Source organism: Sphingomonas yunnanensis (assembly GCF_019898765.1).
GTDB classification, from domain to species: domain Bacteria; phylum Pseudomonadota; class Alphaproteobacteria; order Sphingomonadales; family Sphingomonadaceae; genus Sphingomonas; species Sphingomonas yunnanensis.
Genome location: NZ_JAIOKB010000004.1, coordinates 294673 through 313688 on the forward strand (window position 1 = coordinate 294673; position 19016 = coordinate 313688).

The following is a 19016-nucleotide window of genomic DNA, read 5'->3' on the forward strand; positions in this document are numbered from 1 at the left end:
TAACATCGGCGAGGACGCCGGCAGCACCCGCGTGCCCGAAATGACACCCGAACCGACCTCGCGCCCGAGCCACGCCGACTGGCAGGCTGCCGCTTCCAGAGAGGTGAAGGACAAGGACCTTACCTGGCACACGCCGGAAGGCATAGACGTCAAGCCGCTCTACACCGCGGACGATGTCGTCGACTGGGAGCCGGGCCTGCCCGGCTTCGCGCCGTTCACGCGCGGCGTGCGGGCTTCGATGTACGCGGGCCGGCCGTGGACGATCCGTCAGTATGCCGGCTTCTCCACCGCAGAAGAATCGAACGCTTTCTACCGCCGCAACCTAGCGGCGGGGCAGAAGGGGCTGTCGGTCGCGTTCGACCTCGCCACCCACCGCGGGTATGACAGCGACCACCCGCGTGTCACCGGCGACGTTGGCAAGGCGGGGGTCGCGATAGACAGCGTCGAGGACATGAAGATCCTGTTCGACGGCATCCCGCTCGATCAGATGTCGGTCAGCATGACGATGAACGGCGCGGTCATCCCGATCCTCGCTTTCTTCATCGTCGCGGGCGAGGAGCAGGGCGTCGACCGCAAGCTGCTCGACGGGACCATCCAGAACGACATCCTCAAGGAGTTCATGGTCCGCAACACCTATATCTACCCGCCCGAGCCGAGCATGCGGATCATCTCGGACATCTTCGCCTATACGTCGCGCGAGATGCCCAAGTTCAACAGCATCTCGATCAGCGGCTATCACATGCAGGAGGCGGGGGCCACGCAGCTCCACGAGCTGGCCTTCACCATCGCCGACGGCATCGATTATGTGAAATACGGCGTCGCCAGCGGGCTCGACATCGACAAGTTCGCTGGGCGCCTTAGCTTCTTCTTCGCGATCGGCATGAACTTTTTCATGGAGGTGGCGAAGCTGCGCGCGGCGCGGGTGCTGTGGCACCGTGCGATGACTCAGCTGGGTGCGAGGGACGAGCGCTCCAAGATGCTGCGCACCCACTGCCAGACCAGCGGCGTGTCGCTGACCGAGCAGGACCCGTACAATAACGTCATGCGCACCACGATCGAGGCGATGGCGGCGATGCTGGGCGGCACCCAGTCGCTGCACACCAACGCGCTCGACGAGGCGATCGCGCTGCCCACCGACTTCTCCGCGCGGATCGCGCGCAACACGCAGATCGTGCTGCAGGAAGAGACGGGGATGACCAAGGTGGTCGACCCGCTCGGCGGCAGCTATTACGTCGAGAGCCTGACCAAGAGCCTGGTCGACGGCGCCTGGGAGATCATTGAGCGCGTCGAGCGCGAGGGCGGCATGGCCAAGGCGGTCGCCGCCGGCTGGCCCAAGGCGATGATCGAGGAGGCCGCGGCGGCGCGGGCGGCGCGGGTCGATCGCGGCGAGGACGTGATCGTCGGCGTCAACAAATACCGGCTGGCGGACGAGGCGCCGATCGACATCCTCGACGTCGACAATGTCGCGGTGCGCGAGGCGCAGGTGAGGCGCATCGCCGCGGTCAAGTCGGCGCGCGACGAGGCGGCGTGCCAGCGCGCGCTCGACAAGTTGCGTGAGGGGGCTCGTGCTGGGCGAAATCCTCTTCTGGAAGGAGCATCGGATCGGATCGTTCCCCGGACAATCCTTGATCATGCGGTGCATGATCAACCCGGTGCTGGAGACCATGCGCAGCATGGTGGAGGGGGGGCGCCGCAGGCGATCGCGCCTGAGGAAGCCCCCCTCCGTCAGCCTACGGCTGCCACCTCCCCGTCCCGGGGAGGAGTTGAAACCAACCTCCTCGCCCTCGCCGTCGATGCCGCCCGCGCGCGCGCCACGCTCGGCGAGATCTCCGCCGCGATGGAGGACGTGTTCGGCCGCTTCGGCACTTACCCCAGGCCGGTCACGGGCATCTACGGCGGCGCCTATGCCGACGACGAGCGCTGGGCGCGCCTCGTGCGCGGCGTCGAGGCGACCGAGCGGCGGCTCGGTCGCCGCCCGCGCCTGCTCGTGGCGAAGATGGGCCAGGACGGCCACGACCGCGGCGCCAATCTGGTCAGCAGCATGTTCGGCGATCTCGGGTTCGACGTGGTCCCGGGGCCGCTTTTCCAGACTCCACGGGAGGCGAGCGAGCTCGCGCTGGAGGAAGACGTCGACGTCGTCGGCGCTTCCAGCCTCGCCGCCGGGCACAAGACGCTGATCCCCGAGCTGATCGGCCATCTGCGCGACGCCGGACGCGCCGACATCAAGGTGATCGCGGGCGGCGTCATCCCCGCGCAGGATTATGAGACGTTGCGCGACGCCGGCGTGCAGGCGATCTTCGGGCCCGGTACCAACCTGATCCAGGCGGCGGAGGAGGTGCTCCGCCTGCTCGGCCACAACATGCCCCCGGAGGGGGAGGCCGCGTGACCGTTCATCCTTCGCGCCGCGACAGCATGGTGCGCCGACTGACAATGACGATCGGAGGCGCACTCGCGCTTCTCGCCACATCAGCCGCGGCGCAGACCAAGGCGCAGATGAATCAGCAGGCCGGCGCCGCGTACCGACAAGCCGACGCGCAGATGACCCAGGCGTGGCGCGTGCTCTACGCCGATATGAAGAAGCGCGACTCCGCCGACGGCTCACGCGGCGGCGGCTTCGGCTATGCCGCGGCGGCGCTCGCCAGTCAGCGCGCCTGGCTCCAGTTTCGCGACAAGCAATGCGTGCTAGAGGGGGCTGAGTTCGCGGGCGGCTCGCTCCAGCCGATGGCGCAGGTGCGATGTCTCGCCAAGGTGACTCGGGCGCGGACGCAGCAGTTGAAGGGAATGCAGTGGACGAAGTGACGGGCGCGGTACGCAACGATTGGACTCGCGACGAGATCGCTGCGCTGTTCGACCTGCCGTTCAACGAGCTGATGTGGCAGGCGCAGACCGTGCACCGCGCCCATCACGCGCCCGGCCAGGTGCAGCTCTCCACGTTGCTGTCGATCAAGACCGGCGGCTGCCCGGAGGATTGCGGCTATTGCTCGCAGTCGGTCAGCGCGGAGAGCGGCGTCAAGGCGACCAAGCTGATGGACGTGCGCGCGGTGCTGCAGGCGGCGGCGCAGGCGAAGGACAATGGCTCGACCCGCTTCTGCATGGGCGCGGCGTGGCGCAATCCCAAGGACCGCGACATGGACGCGATCGTCGCGATGGTCGAGGGCGTGCGCGGCATGGGCATGGAGACGTGCATGACGTTGGGCATGCTCGAGCCGCACCAGGCCGATCGCCTCGCGGCGGCGGGGCTCGACTATTACAACCATAATATCGACACCTCGCCCGAGCGATACGGCGACGTGATCACCACCCGCACCTTCCAGGCGCGGCTCGACACGCTCGACGCGGTGCGCTCGGCCGGGATCAACGTCTGCTGCGGCGGCATCGTCGGCATGGGCGAGACGCGAGAGGATCGCGTCGGCTTCGTCCACGCGCTGGCGACGCTGCCGGAGCATCCCGGCAGCGTGCCGGTCAACGCTTTGGTGCCGGTGAAGGGCACCGTGCTCGGCGACATGCTGGCGGACACGCCGCTCGCCAAGATCGACGAGATCGAGTTCGTCCGAACCGTCGCGGTGGCGCGCATCACGATGCCGGCCAGCATGGTGCGGCTGTCGGCCGGGCGCGAGAGCATGTCGGACTCGACCCAGGCACTGTGCTTCATGGCGGGCGCCAACTCGATCTTCACCGGGGACAAGTTGCTGACCGCGGGCAACGCCGGCGATGATAAGGACGCCGCTCTCTTCGCCAAGCTGGGGGTGACGCCGATGGCCGCCGAGTGCCGGCTGGCGCAGGCGGCCGAATAACCGGCGGCGGTCGGGGCCGGATAAGACAAGCGCTCGTCGCCGCTCGCGGCGGCGGAGCAGCAGGAGAGGTCTGTGTTCAAGAAGATCCTGGTCGCCAATCGCGGCGAGATCGCGTGCCGCGTGTTCCGCACCGCGAAGCGGATGGGGCTTCAGACGGTGGCGGTCTATTCCGACGCCGACGCGCGCGCGCCGCACGTGCTGATGGCGGACGAGGCGGTGCGGCTCGGGCCGGCGCCGGCGGCGGAGAGCTATCTAAAGGCCGAACTGATCCTCCTCGCCGCCAGGGAGACCGGCGCCGACTGCATCCATCCCGGCTACGGCTTCCTGTCCGAGCGCGAGAGCTTCGCGCGCGCCTGCGCCGAGGCGGGCATCGCCTTCGTCGGACCGCCACCGGGCGCGATCGCGGCGATGGGCGACAAGATCGAGTCGAAGAAGCTGGCCAAGCAGGCCGGCGTCAACGTCGTCCCCGGCTATCTCGGCGAGATCGCCGACACCGACGAGGCGGTGCGGATCGCGGGTGAGATCGGCTATCCCGTGATGATGAAGGCGTCGGCCGGCGGCGGCGGCAAGGGCATGCGGCTCGCCTGGAGCGAGCAGGACGTGCGCGAGGGTTTCGAGGCGACCAAGCGCGAGGGGCTGGCGAGCTTCGGCGACGACCGCGTCTTCATCGAGAAGTTCATCGAGAGCCCGCGCCATATCGAGATCCAGGTGCTCGGCGATCAGCACGGCAACATCGTCTATCTCAACGAACGCGAATGTTCGGTGCAGCGCCGCCACCAGAAGGTCGTCGAGGAGGCGCCGTCGCCCTTCGTCACGCCCAAGATGCGCGCCGCGATGGGCGAGCAGGCGGTCGCGCTCGCGCGAGCGGTGGACTATCATTCGGCGGGCACGGTCGAGCTGATCGTCTCGGGCACCGATACGACCGGCGAGAGCTTCTACTTCCTCGAGATGAACACGCGGCTGCAGGTCGAGCATCCGGTGACGGAGGAGATCACCGGGCTCGATCTCGTCGAGCAGATGATCCGCGTCGCCGCCGGTGAGCCGCTCGCGTTCGGGCAGAGCGACGTCGGTATCAACGGCTGGTCGGTCGAGAACCGCGTCTATGCCGAGGACCCGTATCGCGGTTTCCTGCCGAGCATCGGGCGACTGGTGCGGTACAATCCTCCCCGGCACGGGGAGGATTTGGTGCGCACCCGCGTCGACGACGGCGTCGCCGAGGGCGGCGAGGTCAGCATGTTCTACGACCCGATGATCGCCAAGCTGATCACCTGGGCGCCGACGCGCGCGGCGGCGATCGACGCGCAGGTCACGGCGCTCGACGCCTTCGAGATCGAGGGGCCGGGCACCAACATCGACTTCCTCTCGGCGCTGATGCAGCACCCCCGCTTCCGTGCGGGTCGCCTGACGACCGGCTTCATCGCGGAGGAATATCCCGACGGCTTCCACGGCGCGCCGGCCGCGCCGGCGCTGTTGCGCGAACTTGCCGCGATCGCTGCCTTCGCCGCGACCGCGCACGCCGACCGGGCACGGCGGATCGAGGGTCAGCTCGGTCACCGCCTCCAACCCCCCGCCGAATGGGTAGTGCGGATCGGCGAAGTCGATCATGACGTCCACGTCTCGCCCGACGCGATCAACGTCGACGGCGAACCCCTGGATATCGGGATCGAATACACGCCCGGCGACCGGCTGATCGAGGCGGAGCTGGCGGACGAGGCGCGATTGGCGGTGCGGATCGCGCCGACGCGCACCGGCTTCAGGCTAACGACGCGCGGCGCCAGCCATGTCGCGCGCGTGCTGCCCGCGCGGGTCGCGCCTTACGCGCAGCACCTGCTCGAGAAGGTGCCGCCCGACCTGTCCAAGTTCCTGATCGCGCCGATGCCGGGCCTGCTCGTTCGGCTCGATGTTGCAGTAGGCGACAAGGTCGAGGCCGGCCAGCCGCTCGCGGTCGTCGAGGCGATGAAGATGGAGAACATCCTGCGCGCCGAGAAGAGCGCGACGGTGAAGACGCTCAACGCGGCGGCGGGCGACAGCCTGGCGGTCGATCAGGTGATCCTAGAGCTGGAGTGAGGGGGGCGGACGGCGTATCGCCTTCGGGCCAGGTGCCGCCGGTTCATCCCATTCCCCATCCTAAACTCGTTCCAGGATCCACGCTGCCGCACACTGAGGAGCTGCGTCGCTCGCGGCCCAGTGGATGCTGCAACGAGTTCAGGATGACGCCCTTTTCAGCCGTGTCTCACCACGGCGAGGGCAGTCATCGTCATGGCGCCGGCGGCGGCCACAGTTCCCCTCGAGCGCCAACCCGCCACGACAACTTGCGACATATTAACGCTGGACGCGCCCGGCGGTCATGTTCATGCATCGCAGCATGAGGCGTGCGACCCTTGCGACGACCCTGCTCGCGCTGGCAGGCTGCACTGTCGGCCCCGATTACCAGCCGCGGTCGGCGTCCGAGCTCGGCGTGCCGGTCGCTTACTCCGTCCCCGCGCCGCCGACCCGCGAAGACCTCACGCGCTGGTGGCGGCGCTTCGACGATCCCGTCCTGGGCGAGCTGGTCGAGCAGGCCGCGACCGCCAACCTCGACCTCGCGCAGGCGATCGCGCGGCTGCGTCAGGCGCGCGAGTCGCTGGTGCAGAGCCGCGCCGACCTGCTCCCCTCGCTCAGCGGCAACACCGGCTACAGCCGCTCCGAGACGCTGCGCGGCGGCGGGCAGACGATCACCTTGCCCGACGGCACGGTGCAGAACGTCGGCGGCGGCGGCGCGGACAATTACTCGGTCGGGCTGAGTGCCTCCTACCAGCTCGGCCTGTTCGGTGAGGTGCGCCGCACCGTCGAGGCGAGCCGCGCGCAATATCAGGCCTCGGGCTTCGACTATGCGACCACGCTGCTGTCGGTGCAGCAGGAGGTGGCGCGCAACTATGTGCTCGCGCGGCTCTACCAGGCGCAGCTCGCCAACGCGCGCGCCAGCCTCGCGCTGCAGGACGACAATCTCGAGATCGCTGGCTTCCGCGTCCAGGCCGGGCTGGTCTCGTCGCTCGATCAGGAGCAGGCGCGCCAGCAGCGTGCGCAGACCGCGGCGACGATCCCCTCGCTCGAGCAGCAGTATAACGCGGCGGTGTCGCGCATCGGCGTGCTCACCGCGCAGGCGCCGGGCGCGCTCAAGCCGCGGCTGGCGGCGGCGCGGCCGATCCCGGTCGGCGCCGTTCCCTCCGGCATCGGCATCCCCGCCGACGTGCTGCGTCAGCGACCCGACGTGCGCGCCGCCGAGCGCTCGCTCGCCGCGGCGACCGCACAGATCGGCGTCGCCAAGGCGGCGCTCTACCCCAATCTCGCGATCACCGGGAACATCAACACGCGCGCCGCGGGCGTCGGGACGCTACTCGACACCGTCACCGGGGGGCTGTTCGCGGGCATCACCCAGGCGATCTTCAACGGCGGTCGGCTCAACAGCCAGGTGCGCGGGCAGGAAGCGGCCGCCGACGCCGCGCTCGCCGCCTACAAGTCGACCGTGCTGACCGCGCTGGAGGACGTCGAGAATGCCGCGGTCGCGCTCGATACCGCGCGGCGGCGGGAGGAGCAGTTGACGATCGCCTATGAGGCCGCGAACAATGCCGCGATCCTGTCGCGCAGCCAGTATCGCACCGGCCTGACCGACTTCACGACCCTCAGCCAGCAGGAGGCGACGCTGCTCAGCACGCGCAACAGCGCGGCGCAGGCGCAGGCCGACGCGGCGACCGCGCTGGTGCAGCTCTTCGGTGCGCTGGGCGGCGGGTGGGACGCGGCCAGCGTGCCCGAGGCGCCGCCGCGCGCCGCATCGGCGCCGACGCTGGTGCAGCCCGCCCCCACCACCACGCCCAGCGACGGACAGCCCTGATGCCCGAGACACAGCTCGACGACTTCCTGGGCGTCCAGCCGCAGCCGGCGTGGCGGCGCTGGGCCAAGTGGGTACTGGTGCTCGCCGGCCTCGTCGTGGTGCTGCTGCTCCTCTCGCGCTGCGTCTTCGGCGGCACCGAGCCGGTGCGCTACGCGACCGCGGCGGCGAAACGCGGTGACCTCACCGTCACCGTTTCCGCCACCGGCAAGCTGGCGCCGACCAACCAGGTGACGGTCGGCTCGCAGCTCTCCGGCCTCGTCACCAAGGTGGTGGTCGACGTCAACGACCGAGTCACCGCTGGCCAGCCGCTCGCGCTGATCGATCCCGAACAGATCGACGACCAGATCCGCGCGGGCCAGGCGCAGCTCGCCGCCAACGAGGCGCAGGTGGCGCAGGCGCGCGCCACGGTCGCGGAGTCGCAGGCGCAGCTCGCCCGGCTCAACGAGGTGTTCAAGTTGTCGAAGGGCCGCGTGCCGTCGCGCACCGAGCTGCAGACCGGCCAGGCCGACGCGCAGCGTGCCACCGCCGCGCTGCGCGTCGCCGAGGCGAATGTCGCCGCCGCGCGCGCGACTCTGTCGCAGTCGCAGACGCAGCGTGCGCGCGCGATCATCCGCTCGCCCGTCAACGGCGTGGTGCTCGCGCGCCAGGTCGACCCCGGCCAGACCGTCGCCGCCTCGTTCAACACGCCGACGCTGTTCGTGATCGCGGAGGACCTGTCGGCGATGAAGCTGGAGGTCGCGATCGACGAGGCCGACGTCGGCGAGGTGCAGGTCGGCCAGAAGGCGAGCTTCACCGTCGACGCTTTCCCCGGCCGCAGCTTCCCGGCGACGATCACGCGCGTCGATCTCGGCTCGAACCTGACGGTGAGCAGCGCCACGGCGTCTTCCTCCTCGTCGACCAGCTCGACGTCGAGCACGAGCGGGCAAGTGGTATCGTACGCGGCAGATCTGACGGTGGCGAACCCGACGCTCCAGCTGCGCCCGGGCATGACCGCCACCGCCGACATCGTCACCGCGGACAAGCGCAACGTGCTGCTCGTCCCCAACGCCGCCTTCCGCTTCAAGCCCAGCACCGGGGGCAGCGGGCGGGGCGGCATCACGGGCACGATCCTGGCGGGGCCGCCGCGCCGCGCGCGTACCGAGCGCAGCGCCACGGTCGGGCGCGGCGCGTCGCAGACCGTCTACGTCAAGGCCGAGGACGGTACGCCGCAGCCGATCCAGGTCACCACCGGCGACACCGACGGCACGCAGACCGAGGTGCTGTCGGGCGGTCTTCGGCCGGGCATGGAGGTGATCACCGGCCAGCTCGCCGCGGGCACCGACCAGGCCGGCGCCGCCAGCGCGAGCGGGCGCGGGCGCCGCAGCGGGGGAGGGGGCTCGGCGGGTGGCCAGTGAAGCGCCCCTCATCAGTCTGCGCGGCGTCACCAAGGTCTATGGCGAGGGAGCGACGCAGTTCCAGGCGCTCAAGGGCGTCGACCTCGACATCGCCGCGGGCGACTTCGTCGCGGTGATGGGCCCGTCGGGCTCGGGCAAGTCGACCACGATGAACATCCTCGGCTGCCTCGACGTGCCGAGCGCAGGCACCTTCCTGTTCCAGGGTCACCACGTCGAGACGCTCGACCGCGACCAGCGCGCGTTGCTGCGTCGCCGTCATCTCGGCTTCGTGTTCCAGGGCTTCAATTTGCTCAGCCGCACCACCGCCCTGGAGAATGTCGAGCTGCCCCTGCTGTACCGCGGCGACGAGAAGCGCGCGCGGCGCCAGGCGGCGATGGCGGCGCTCGAGAAGGTCGGGCTCGACCCATGGTGGGATCATACCCCCGCCGAGCTCTCCGGTGGCCAGCAGCAGCGCGTCGCGATCGCGCGCGCGATCGTCACCTCCCCCGACGTGCTGCTCGCCGACGAGCCCACCGGCAACCTCGATTCCGAGCGATCGGTCGAGATCATGGAGCTGCTCACCGGGCTCAACCGCGACAGCAATATCACGGTGCTGATGGTGACGCACGAGCCCGACATGGCCGCCTTCGCCCGTACCGTGATCCACTTCAAGGACGGATTGGTCGAGCGGATCGAGGCACGTCATCGGCCGGGCGAGTTGCCCGAGCGGGTCGAGACGCACTGATGCTGGGCACCACCTTCCTGCTCGCGCTGCGCTCGATCCGGCGTCACATCCTGCGCTCGTTCCTGACGATCCTGGGCATCGTCATCGGTGTCGGCGCGGTCGTCACGATGGTCACGCTCGGCAAGGCGACCACCGCCGCGGTGCAGTCGCAGATCGCGGCTTTGGGCACCAACATCCTCCAGATCCGCCCCGGCCAGGGCTTCGGCCGCGGCGGCGGCGGGCCGCGCCCGCCCGACTTCAAGCCCGAGGACGTCACCGCGATCGCGGGGCAGATCGCGGGCGTCACCGCGGTTGCCCCGCAGGCGCAGGCGAGCGCCACGGCGATCTACGAGGGCGCCAATTGGTCGACCACGATCAACGGTACCACGGCGGCCTATTTCCAGGTCCAGCCTTGGCCGCTGGTGAGCGGCCGGCAGTGGACGCCGCAGGAGGAGCAGGCGGGCAAGGCGGTCTGCATCATCGGCAACACGGTGCGGCAGAACCTTTTCCGCGGCGGCGAGGCGGTGGGCGAGCGCTTCCGGCTCGGCGACGTCAGCTGCGACGTGATCGGCGTGCTCTCGACCAAGGGCCAGGCCGGGTTCGGCGGCGACCAGGACGATATCGTGATCATGCCGATCAAGACGGTGCAGCGCCGCTTCACCGGCAACCGCGACGTGCGCCTGATGCTCGTCGGCGTCGACCAGGCCTATGCCACCAGCACCGTCCAGGCGTCGATTACCCAGCTGCTGCGCGAGCGCCGCACCATTACCGACGGGCGCGAGGACGATTTCAACATCTTCGATACCAAGCAGATCAGCGACACGCTGACCGGCACCACCACCGCGCTGACCCGCATCGTCGCCGCGGTGGCGGCGATCAGCCTCGTCGTCGGCGGGATCGGCATCATGAACATCATGCTGGTGTCGGTGACCGAGCGCACGCGCGAGATCGGCATCCGGCTCGCGATCGGGGCGGTGGCGCGAGAGGTATTGCTCCAGTTCCTGGTCGAGGCGGTGGCGCTGTCGTGCCTCGGCGGGCTGATCGGGCTGGTGCTGGCGCAGGCGGTGATAGCCGGTCTGACGCCGCTGCTCCAGGTGCCGTGGACGTTCGATCCGCGGATCAACCTTGTGGCCTTCGCGATCTCGGCGGTGATCGGGGTGGTGTTCGGCTATTTCCCGGCGCGGCGGGCGGCAGCGCTCAACCCGATCGACGCGCTGCGGCACGAGTGATCCGGCCCGTCTCCTAGCGCCGACCACCCCGGCGAACGCCGGGGTCCAGGTGGCAAGGCGGTGGTGAGTCTCAGCAGTGTCCTCCAACTGGACCCCGGCGTTCGCCGGGGTGGCAGCTTACTTCCTGACAAGCCCTCACTCCCCCAAAATCGCCTTCAGCTCCGCGCGCAAGGCCGCCAGGGCCTCGGCATCACCGCCGCGCAGCACGTGCGAGTCCGGCCGCGACAGCGCCTCGGGCGCGTGGACCAGCTCACGCAGCGCCTCGAGCTCCTCGGGCGTGTCGACGTCGATCAGCTCGGCACCGTTGGTCACGACATGGCGCCCCGACTGGATCAGGTCGCGCGCGCCCTGGTCGCCGCTGATCGCGAGCAGCTCGTCGAAGCGCGCCCGGCCGAACAAGGCGGGCGGCTTGGGCGAGCGGCCGTCGCTCGACGCCACCACCGCCCGCTCGCCCATCTCGCTCGCGTCGAACAGCCGGTGGATGTGCGCCGCGGTCACGCGCGGCATGTCGGCGAGCGCGATCAGCACGGCCTTCGCGTCATGCGCGCGCGCGCACTCCACCCCGATCCGCACCGAGGACGCCATGTCGCGCTCGGGATCGTCGTTGTGCGTGACGAAGAAGCCGAACTGCGCGAAGTCGATCGTGCAGCCGTCCACCACCACGATGCGCTGGCGGAACGGCATGTCCTCCAGCGCCACCGCGACGTGCAGCCCGAGCGGGCGTGCGAGAAACGGCTGGTCGAGCTTGCTGCCGATGTCGCCGAACCGCTCGGAGCGACCGGCGGCGAGAAGGACGAGCACGGTATCCTCAACGGCGATCATTGAAGGCTCCCACCATCGCCGCCGCGATCGACAGCGCGATCTCGGACGGGCCGATCGCGCCGATGTCGATCCCGACGGGACCGTCGATGCGGTCGAGTTGCTCCGCCGTAACGCCCGAGCGGACGAGCCGCTCCCGCCGCGCCGCGTGGCTGCGCCGGCTGCCGAGCGCGCCGACATAGCCGGTCTCGGCCGCCAGCGCGGCGATCAGCGCGGGGTCGTCGATCTTGGTGTCGTGGCTGAGCGTCACCACCGCGGTGGACGGGCCGGGCTTCCACGCCGCCACCGCCTCGTCGGGCCAGCGGTCGTCGAGCGTCACGCCGGGGAAGCGCTCCGCGGTGAGGAAGCGCCCGCGCGGATCGATCACCACCGTCTCGATGCCGAGCGCCTGGGTGAGCGCGGCGAGGCTCTGCGCGATCTGTACCGCGCCGACGATCAGCAGCCGGCGCGGCGGGTCGTAGCGGTTGGCGAACACCTCGCCGGTCTCGAGCGGGCGCAGGTCGGACTGGCCGGTGGCGAGATCGGTGGTGACGGTCAGCGAGCGACCGTTGGCGCGCGCCTCGGCGATGCGGTCGAAGAGTTCAGGGGCAAAGCCCTCCGCGGACACGGGCTGAACCATGACGCTGATCTCACCCCCGCACGGCAGGCCGACCTCCCAGGCGCTGTCATCGGCGACACCGTAGCGCTTGAGCTGGAACGGCGCGCCCGCGATCACCTGCGCGGCGGCGTCGAGGATATCGCCCTCCACGCAGCCGCCCGAGACCGAGCCCTCGAACCGCCCGTCGGCGTGGACCAGCATGTGGCTGCCGCGCGGCCGCGGCGCCGAGCCCCAGGTGGAGACCACCGTGGCGAGCGCGAGCGGGGAGCCCTTCCAGTTCTGCGCGGCGGCGAGGACGGTGTCGTTGTCGGCCATAACTTAGTCGGTCCTACGAAGCGTTGTGCTCCTGCGCACGCAGGGGCCCAGAGTGACGGGCGCGGCGAGCGCAGCCCTGGGTTCCTGCGTTCGCGGGAACACGGGAGCCGGCGGAAGCATGAGGCGAGAGCCGTCGGTACCAACTGGCGGCGCCGTTCTGATTCCCGTCGTCATGCCGGGCTTGACCCGGCATCCATCGTGCTGTGCATATCTCGCTGGGTTGTTCTCGTCGCGCGATCCCGACTCAAGGCCGGGATGACGAGAGTAGACAACCCAGCCATATAGCACCGCTGCCCGCTCACACCGGCGGCAGCGCGGCGAGCAGCGTATCGAGCGTCGCGGGCACGTCACGCACGCGCACGCCCGTGGCGTTGTGGATCGCGTTGATCACCGCCGCGCCCGCGCCCGAGATGCCGAGCTCGCCCACCGCCTTCGCGCCGGTCTGGTTGGCGGCATCGTCGATCTCCTCGACGAAGTGGCACTCGATGTTTGGCACGTCGGCGTTCACCGCGACGTGGTATTCGCCGAAGTCGGGGTTCACGAACCGGCCCGAGCGCGGATCGACCACCGCGGCTTCGCCGAGCGCGTAGCTGATCCCCCAGATCATGCCACCGACCAGCTGGTTGGTCGCGGTGGCGCGGTTGAGCACGCGGCCGACGTCGAACACGCCCACCATCCGCCGCACGCGCACCTCGCCGGTGACCGCATTGACCGCTACCTCGGCGAAATGCGCGCCGTGGCTCGCCTGGCTGGTGCGCTTGGCCTGTTGGCCAGGCGTGCTGCGCCCGCGCGCAACGATCGGCGCGTCGCGGACGAGGTCGGCGAGCGGCACCGTTCGCGACCCCGCGCTCACCTGACCGTCGCGCAGCACCAGCTCCTCCGGCGCGGCGTTCATCCGGCGCGCCAGCTCGGCGAGCACATCCTCGCACGCCAGCGCCGCGGCGGAGGTGGCGCTGCCCGCGCCGAACGAGCCCCCCGAGCCGGCGGTGGGCGGCAGGTCGGTGTCGCCGAGCCGCACCGTCACCGTGGCCGGCGCGAGGCCGAGGATCTCGCCGACGGTCTGCGCCAGGATCGTGTAGGTGCCGGTGCCGATATCGGTCATGTCGCACGAGACGGTCGCCGCGCCGCCGGCGTCTAGCCGTACCTCCGCCTCCGCGGAGACGGTGAAATTGCCGCGCAGCGCGGTCGCCATGCCGATGCCGACCAGCCACTCGCCATCGAGCGTGGTGCCGGGGTCCGGCACGCGCGCGGGCCAGCCGAAGCGCCGAGCGCCCTCGTCGTAGCAGTCGAGCAGCCGCCGGGTGGAGAAGGGGCGCGAGGTGGTGGGATCATAGGCCGGCTCGTTGCGGCGGCGCAGGTCGATCGGGTCGAGCCCGAGTTCATCGGCGAGCTCGTCCATCGCGCACTCGGTGGCGAAGGTGCCGATCGCCTCGCCGGGCGCGCGCACGGCGCCCGTCGGCGGCAGGTTCACGCGGACCAGATCGGTCGTCATCCGCCGCGCCGCGCCGGCGTAGAGCGGGATCGTCCCGAAGGGCACCGGCTCGACGAACCCGGCGTCGTCGTTCTGCTGCGCGACGCTCTCGTGCGCGATCGCGGCGATATACCCGTCGCGGTCGCAGCCGATGCGGACGCGCTGGGTCGTCGGACTGCGATGGTGCACCAGATAGGCGGTGTCGCGCCGGGGCAGCGCCACCTTCACCGGGCGGCGCAGTCGCTCGGCGGCGATCGCGGCGAGGATCACCTCGGGGCCGACGCCGGTCTTGCCGCCGAAGCCGCCGCCGACATAGGGCGCGAGTACCCGCACCTTGTCGGCCGCCATGCCGAGCGCGGTGGCGATCGTGTTGCGGGCGGCGCCGACGATCTGGTTGCTCGAGCGGACGGTGAGCACGTCGCCCTCCCACCAGATCGTCGAGGCATGCGGCTCGAGCGCGGCGGGAAAGTGGGCGGGGGTCGTGTAGGTACGATCGAACACCACCTCGGCCTCGCGCAGCGCGGCGTCGAGATCGCCGGTGTCGACGGGGGCGAGGAAGGCGGACTTGGGCTGGCGCTCGATCGGCAGGTCGGCGGTGTCGTAGCGGCCCGGCGCCGCCTCCGCCTCGACGTGGACGAGCGCTGCCGCCTCGCGCGCGATCGCCTGAGTCTCGGCGACCACCACCGCGACCGGCTGGCCGTAGTGGAAGACGCGGTCTGTGCCCTGGCTCGGCATCGCGCGTGAGTTGGCGCCGCCCGCGGGCAGCCGCGGGTCGTCGTCGATCACCGTCAGCACGCCGGGCAGCGCGCGTGCCGCCGCGGCGTCGACGCGGGTGATGCGGCCGGCGCCGACCGGGGTGCCGACGATTGCGGCATGGGCCACGCCCTCCGGTGCCCGCTCATAGGCGTAGATGGCGGTACCGGTGACCTTGAGCGGTCCCTCGACGCGCGCCACGGCAGCGCCGAGCACGCCCTGCACCGCTCGCGCGAGCCCGCCCGGCCGTTCCGCCGTGTCGATCGCCTGCTCGATCATCCTGTTCGTCCGGTTTGTCCTGCGTTTACCTTAGTCTGGCAGGCCGGGCAGCAGCTTGTCGAGCGTGATCGGATAGTCGCGCACGCGTACGCCCGTGGCGTTATAGATCGCATTGGCAATGGCAGCGCCCGCGCCCGAAATGCCGAGCTCGCCGATACCTTTGGCATGGATCGGGTTGGCGTGGTGATCGCGCCCGTCGAGGAACTCGACCTCCAGCTGCGGGATGTCGGCGTTGACCGGCACGTGATACTCGGCAAGATCGCGGTTCACCACCTTGCCGTTGCGGCGGTCGTGGACCAGCTCCTCGCTGAGCGCCGCGCCGATCCCGAACGTCATCCCGCCGAGGCACTGCGAGCGCGCGGTCTTTTGATTCAGGATGCGCCCGGCCTCGAACACGCCGAGCATGCGCACGACGCGTACCTCACCCGTCACCGCATTCACCTTCACCTCGGCGAAATGCGCGCCGTAGCTCGCCTGGCGGACCGCCTTTTCCTGGTGTCCGGGCTGGATCGTGCCGACGACCTTCATGCCGTCGCCGACCAGCTCGGTGATCTCCACCGCGCGGTTCTCAGCGATGGCGCGACCGTCCTTGAGCGTCAGCTCGTCGGCGTCGACGCCCATCGCCTTGGCGAGCTTCTCGCGCAGCGCCTCGCAGGCGACATAGACCGAGGAACCCGACGAACCCGCGCCCCACGAGCCGCCGGAGCCAGCCGCTGGCGGCGCCTCGCCGTCACCGAGGTGGACGATCACGCGGTCGAGCGGCAGGCCGAGCGTCTCGGCCGCGATCTGCGCCAGGATCGTGTAAGTGCCGGTGCCGATGTCGGTCATGTCGGTGGACACGATCGCGCGGCCGTCCGAGGTCAGCTCGACCGAAGCCGACGACTTCTGCAGCATGTTCGAGCGTACCGCGGCGGCGACACCCATGCCGTGAAGCCACTCGCCGCGACGGTCACCCGCGGCCTTCCTGCGCGCCGACCAGCCGAATGTCTCGGCCCCTCGGTCGAAGCACGGAATCATCTGGCGGCTCGAGAAGGGCACCTTCTTCTCGGGATCCTGCTCGGGCTCGTTGCGCCGGCGCAGCTCGATCGGGTCGATCCCAATCACCTCGGCCAGCTCGTCCATCGCCGCCTCGAGCGCGAGCATGCCGACGGCTTCGCCGGGCGCCCGCATCGAGCCGGAGAGAAGCCAGTTGAGCCGCACCAGCTTGTGGTCGGTCAGTCGGTTCTCCGCGGCGTAAGCGAAGTGCGTACCGATCGCGGCGGGCTCGAAATAGTCCTCGCCGGGCAGGTTGCTCGCCAGCGTCTCATGCCCGATCGCGGTGAGCTTGCCGTCATGGTCGGCGGCGAGGCGAATGCGCTGCTCGGTGTTCGAGCGACGCACCGTGGCGTCGAACACCTGCTGGCGTGCCATCGCCACCTTGACCGGCCGGTCGAGCCGCTTGGCCGCGATCGCGGCGGCGACGCTCTCGGGCGCGATCCCGAGCTTGGAGCCGAACCCGCCGCCGACGTAGCGCGAGATGATTCTCACCTGATCGTTCTTCACGCCGAGCGCCTGGGCGAGCTGCATCTGATCCGACGCGACCATCTGGTACGAGCCGTGCAGCGTCAGCTTGCCGTCCTTCCACTCGGCGATCGATGCGTGCGGCTCCATCGCGGCGGAGTTCTGGCTCGGCGTGGTATAGGTCTGGTCGACGGTGTAAGCGGCAGACGCCATCGCCGCCTCGACGTCGCCCTGCTTGGAATGAGGCGGGATCTGGTCGGCCGGGGGCCGATCGGCCTCGTCGCGATGCTCCTCGAAGACGAAAGCACCTTCGGCCGGCTCGTAAGCGATCTTGACCCGCGCGGCGGCGTCGCGCGCCGCCTCGAACGTCTCGGCGACGACGATCGCGACGATCTCGCCGTGATAGTCGACCTTCTCGACGCCCTGCGTCGGCGCCTTCTTCTCGCCGCCCTGCTGCGGGTTGCGGATGAAGCTGGGGTAATCGGTGATGACGTCGATCACGCCCGGCAGCGCCCTGGCCTCGTCCGCGACCACGTCGGTGATCGTGCCCGAGCCGAACGGGGCGCGCACCAGCACGCCGTAGCTGAGCCGCTCGGCCGGATATTCCGCCGCATAGGTAGCACGGCCGGCGACCTTGAGCGGCCCTTCGACGCGATCGATCGGCTGGCCGATCACGCCCTGCGCGCCGCGGTCGAGCAGGCTGTCGGGGATGGGCTTGTCCATGCGGAGCGAGCGATGCTCGTCGCGGCCCAGAACGGTGTCGAGCAGGGTCATTGCGTGAGATCCCGGAGCGTGGCGATGAGGACGCGCCGCGCGAGCGGCAGCTTGAAGTCGTTGGTACCGAAGCCCTTGGCGCCGTCGAGCAGCGCATCGGCGGCGGCTTCGAAGGCGGCGGTACCCGGCGCCTGGCCGACCAGCGCGGCCTCGACCGCGGGGTTGCGCCACGGCATGTGCGCGAGGCCACCGAAGGCGAGCGCGGCGGAGGCGATCCTGCCGTCCTCGACCGCGATCACCGCAGCGACCGAGACGAGCGCGAAGGCGTAGGAAGCGCGGTCGCGTACCTTGCGATATGTCTGCTTGCCCTCGGGTGGGGCGGGCAGCTCGACATGGGTGATCAGCTCACCCGGCTCGAGCACGTTCTCGATGTGCGGGGTGTCGCCGGGCAGCCGGTAGAAGTCCGCGATCGGGATTCGGCGCTTGTCGCCGTCGCCGCGCTGCGTGACGATCACCGCGTCGAGCGCGCGCATCGCCACCGGCATGTCGCCGGGGTGGGTGGCGATGCACTGGTCGCTGGTGCCGAGGATGGCGTGAATGCGGTTGAAGCCGCCGATCGCCTCGCAGCCGCTGCCGGGTTCGCGCTTATTGCAGCCCGCGGCGGTGTCGTAGAAATAGTAACAGCGCGTGCGCTGGAGCAGGTTGCCGCCGGTCGTCGCCTTGTTGCGCAGCTGGCCGCTCGCGCCCGCGAGCAGCGCGCGGCTGAGCACCTCATACTTCTCGATCACGCGCGGGTCGGCGGCGAGGTCGCTGTTGGGCACCAGCGCGCCGACGGTGAGACCGCCGTCCTCGCGCTCCTCGATCTGGTCGAGGTCGAGACGGCTGATGTCGACGAGCCTCTCGGGCGTCTCTACCTGAAGCTTCATCAGATCGAGCAGGTTGGTGCCGCCGGCGATGAAGCGACCGCCCGCCTGCACCGCCTCGGCGACGCTGCCCGGGCGGGCGTAGTCGAAGGTCTTCATGCCGTTACCTCGCGCTGCTCGGCGGCGACCTCACGAATCGCCTCGACGATGTTGGGGTAGGCGGCGCAGCGGCAGATATTACCGCTCATCCGCTCGCTGATCTCGCTCTCGTCGAAGGTGACGTCGGTCAGGTCGGCGGAGGCGTGGCTGGGCCAGCCCTTCTTCACCTCGTCGAGCATCCCCACCGCGGAGCAGATCTGCCCCGGCGTGCAATAGCCGCACTGATAGCCGTCATGCTTGACGAACGCGGCCTGGAGCGGGTGGAGGTTCTCGACCGTGCCGAGCCCCTCGATCGTCATGATCTCGTCATCCTGGTGCATCACGGCGAGCGTGAGGCAGGCGTTGATGCGGCGACCATTCACCAACATGGTGCAGGCGCCGCACTGGCCGTGGTCGCAGCCCTTCTTGCTGCCGGTGAGCCCGAGATGCTCACGGCACAGGTCGAGCAGCGAGGTGCGGATATCGACCTCGGCCTCGTAGGAATTCCCATTGATGGTGAAGTGCATGGAGCGGCCCCTGACTAACATGTGCGAAACGTCGGGGCCGCTCGGCGG

At 70.0% G+C, this 19016-nt stretch carries 14 protein-coding genes; 8 read left to right on the forward strand and 6 right to left on the reverse strand.

The genetic code is table 11. The features are described 5' to 3' along the window. Positions 1 to 40 precede the first annotated feature (40 nt). The 8 genes from scpA to K7957_RS13460 all read left to right on the forward strand — a co-directional run bounded on the left by scpA (position 41) and on the right by K7957_RS13460 (position 10991). A complete protein-coding gene (gene scpA / locus K7957_RS13425) occupies positions 41 to 2386 on the forward strand; it encodes a methylmalonyl-CoA mutase (protein WP_223012603.1) in 2346 nt (781 codons plus the stop codon). Next, positions 2383 to 2799: a lysozyme inhibitor LprI family protein gene (locus tag K7957_RS13430; RefSeq protein ID WP_343228410.1), complete on the forward strand. Its 417-nt coding sequence runs from the start codon at positions 2383 to 2385 to the stop codon at positions 2797 to 2799. The genes scpA and K7957_RS13430 overlap by 4 nt, the downstream gene beginning before the upstream one ends. Continuing rightward, positions 2736 to 3794: a biotin synthase BioB gene (gene bioB / locus K7957_RS13435; protein ID WP_425517206.1), complete on the forward strand. Its 1059-nt coding sequence runs from the start codon at positions 2736 to 2738 to the stop codon at positions 3792 to 3794. Before K7957_RS13430 ends, bioB begins: the two co-directional genes overlap by 64 nt. A 72-nt stretch (positions 3795 to 3866) precedes the next feature. After that, positions 3867 to 5861, forward strand: a complete 1995-nt coding sequence (locus tag K7957_RS13440) for an ATP-binding protein (RefSeq protein WP_223012489.1) — start codon at positions 3867 to 3869, stop codon at positions 5859 to 5861. Positions 5862 to 6159: 298 nt separating this feature from the next. After that, positions 6160 to 7665, forward strand: coding sequence for an efflux transporter outer membrane subunit (locus tag K7957_RS13445; protein ID WP_223012490.1), 1506 nt, complete (start codon positions 6160 to 6162; stop codon positions 7663 to 7665). Next, positions 7665 to 9059, forward strand: coding sequence for an efflux RND transporter periplasmic adaptor subunit (locus K7957_RS13450; RefSeq protein ID WP_223012491.1), 1395 nt, complete (start codon positions 7665 to 7667; stop codon positions 9057 to 9059). The genes K7957_RS13445 and K7957_RS13450 overlap by 1 nt, the downstream gene beginning before the upstream one ends. Then, positions 9049 to 9783, forward strand: a complete 735-nt coding sequence (locus K7957_RS13455; protein ID WP_223012492.1) for an ABC transporter ATP-binding protein — start codon at positions 9049 to 9051, stop codon at positions 9781 to 9783. The genes K7957_RS13450 and K7957_RS13455 overlap by 11 nt, the downstream gene beginning before the upstream one ends. Next, on the forward strand, positions 9783 to 10991 hold the full coding sequence (locus K7957_RS13460) for an ABC transporter permease (RefSeq protein WP_183920830.1): 1209 nt from the start codon (positions 9783 to 9785) through the stop codon (positions 10989 to 10991). Before K7957_RS13455 ends, K7957_RS13460 begins: the two co-directional genes overlap by 1 nt. A gap of 135 nt (positions 10992 to 11126) precedes the next feature. Here K7957_RS13460 and K7957_RS13465 read toward each other — a convergent pair whose 3' ends face one another. The 6 genes from K7957_RS13465 to K7957_RS13490 all read right to left on the reverse strand — a co-directional run bounded on the left by K7957_RS13465 (position 11127) and on the right by K7957_RS13490 (position 18968). After that, the gene (locus K7957_RS13465; RefSeq protein ID WP_223012493.1) at positions 11127 to 11813 is read right to left on the reverse strand and encodes a nucleotidyltransferase family protein; all 687 of its coding nucleotides are present in this window, start codon (positions 11811 to 11813) and stop codon (positions 11127 to 11129) included. Further along, positions 11800 to 12723, reverse strand: a complete 924-nt coding sequence (locus K7957_RS13470) for an XdhC family protein (RefSeq protein ID WP_223012494.1) — start codon at positions 12721 to 12723, stop codon at positions 11800 to 11802. Before K7957_RS13470 ends, K7957_RS13465 begins: the two co-directional genes overlap by 14 nt. A 298-nt stretch (positions 12724 to 13021) precedes the next feature. Beyond that, positions 13022 to 15226, reverse strand: a complete 2205-nt coding sequence (locus K7957_RS13475) for a xanthine dehydrogenase family protein molybdopterin-binding subunit (RefSeq protein WP_223012495.1) — start codon at positions 15224 to 15226, stop codon at positions 13022 to 13024. A gap of 30 nt (positions 15227 to 15256) precedes the next feature. Then, positions 15257 to 17500: a xanthine dehydrogenase family protein molybdopterin-binding subunit gene (locus K7957_RS13480; RefSeq protein WP_223012496.1), complete on the reverse strand. Its 2244-nt coding sequence runs from the start codon at positions 17498 to 17500 to the stop codon at positions 15257 to 15259. Further along, a complete protein-coding gene (locus K7957_RS13485) occupies positions 17497 to 18462 on the reverse strand; it encodes an FAD binding domain-containing protein (protein WP_223012497.1) in 966 nt (321 codons plus the stop codon). The genes K7957_RS13480 and K7957_RS13485 overlap by 4 nt, the downstream gene beginning before the upstream one ends. Then, on the reverse strand, positions 18459 to 18968 hold the full coding sequence (locus K7957_RS13490) for a 2Fe-2S iron-sulfur cluster-binding protein (RefSeq protein WP_223012498.1): 510 nt from the start codon (positions 18966 to 18968) through the stop codon (positions 18459 to 18461). The genes K7957_RS13485 and K7957_RS13490 overlap by 4 nt, the downstream gene beginning before the upstream one ends. Between the last annotated feature and the right edge of the window lie 48 nt (positions 18969 to 19016).